The sequence below is a fragment of the Nocardioides sp. NPDC051685 genome (assembly GCF_044453405.1).
Classification (GTDB): domain Bacteria; phylum Actinomycetota; class Actinomycetes; order Propionibacteriales; family Nocardioidaceae; genus Nocardioides.
This window is the reverse complement of record NZ_JBITCR010000029.1, coordinates 1-1,694: the sequence shown is the minus strand read 5'-3', so window position 1 is coordinate 1,694 and position 1,694 is coordinate 1. Positions and strand designations below refer to the sequence as shown.

1 protein-coding gene is annotated in these 1,694 nt (G+C 68.4%); it reads right to left on the bottom strand.

Annotated features, from left to right (window positions below; genetic code table 11):
* Window positions 1-24 precede the first annotated feature (24 nt).
* A complete protein-coding gene (locus ACIA03_RS30230) occupies window positions 25-1,599 on the bottom strand; it encodes a transposase (RefSeq protein WP_396989208.1) in 1,575 nt (524 codons plus the stop codon).
* Between the last annotated feature and the right edge of the window lie 95 nt (window positions 1,600-1,694).

Genomic DNA, 1,694 nt, shown 5'->3' with positions numbered 1-1,694 from the left:
CGGCCGGGCGAAGCCCGGCCCGGCTCAGCCGGTGGCCAGGCCGGTCTGGTGGAGTCGTCGCAGGTTGATGACGGCTGCTGCGAGGTTGAGCTCGGCGGTCGCGGCTTGGATGCCTCGGCGGGCGAATCGTCGGAGCTTGGTCTGGTCTTTGAGGTGGGCGATGACGGGTTCGACGGTGGCTGATCTGCGTTTGTAACGTTCGGCGTTCTCGGGATCTCGCATGCGGTGGCGCATCTGATCTCGTGCGGTCGACGGGTCGGGCGGCGGTCCCTGGGACGGGTTGTCGCGGGCGCTTTGGATGACCTCGCGGTTCTTGCCGGGAGCGATGAGCCGGTCCGGCCCCTCGGTCGTCAGGTTGGCTTCGGCAAAGTATCCGGCGTCGGCCAGCACGAGCTCGATCCTCTCGCCCAAGGCCGTGGCCTGCGCCGTGGCAGCCGCGAGGGCCGGGTCCCAGCACTGCATGTCGTTGGCGTGTTGAGACACATGGACGCCGAGGATGAGGTGGTCGTCGGTGACCGCGACCTGGGCGTTGTAGGCCTGGACCGATCCGCCGCCGGAGCCCTCGGTCATCAACCTGCTGTCGGGGTCGGTGGTGTTGACCTGGTGTGCCAGCGTTCCGTTGCGGCGGGCTTGGGCCGCTCGTCGGTCGCGGACCCGCTGCCGGGGTCCTCGCATGTCGACCTTGCCAGCGCGCTTGAGGTCTTCGGCCTTGCCCAGCCCGGTCTTGGCGTCGCGCAGCAGCCGCTTGAGTCCGGCCCGACGGGTGCTGGCCTTCTTCCCGCGCACCCCGTCGAGCTCATCAAGCTCGCGGCTGATCCGCCGGATCCGTGCTTGGTGCGCCAAGACGGGATCCACTCCGGCCAGCATCGTCCCGCGGCGGGTGCTGCCGACCTCGATGTCGGCGAGGAACTGGGCTGCATCGCCACGATCCGCCGCGTCGGCTTCAGCGTGCTCGGCGTCTTGGCGGTCCAGTTCGGCCATCGCCTTCGCGATGCCTGCCGCGCGGCCCGCCCGGGTCGCCATGCCGGGTGGCAGATCGTCATCGGACCCGCCCCGATCCGCGACCGCGGCGTCTTCGGCCGCATCGACGGCGTCGGCATCAGCGAGGACCTCGGCAGCGATGCGCTGGGCTTGCTCGCGGACCCAGTCATGGGACCGGTTGGCCGACTTCGAAGCGTTCGCGGCGATCTTGGTGCCGTCGATCGACACCACCCCGACCTTGACCATCCCCGCGGCTGAGCACAGCCGCAGCACCTGCGCGAACAGGTCCTCGAAGCCCTCGTGGTGCTCGGCGCGGAACCTGGCGATCGTGGAGTGATCCGGCCCGTCCTGGCCACACAGCACCCGGAACGCGACGTGGTCGATGCAGAGCCGTTCGATACGTCGCGAGGACCGTTCCCCGACCGCATAGGCATAGATCAACAACGCGAGCAGCATGTCGGGGTCATAACCCTGACGACCAACCCCGCCGGTGCGGCGCCCGGCGTGGAAGCGGGCCGTGTCGAGCCGGTCGACGACATCGAGCACGAACCAGACCAGATGATCCTCGGGCAGCCACTCGGCCATATTCGGCGGCAACAGGAACTCCTGATCCCTCACCACCGGACGATAAGTGCGAGCCATACCGAAGTATTTCGCAGCACACGCCAACCATCACGGACCCGACTCGGCGATTTTCAAATCGCGACAGCCAC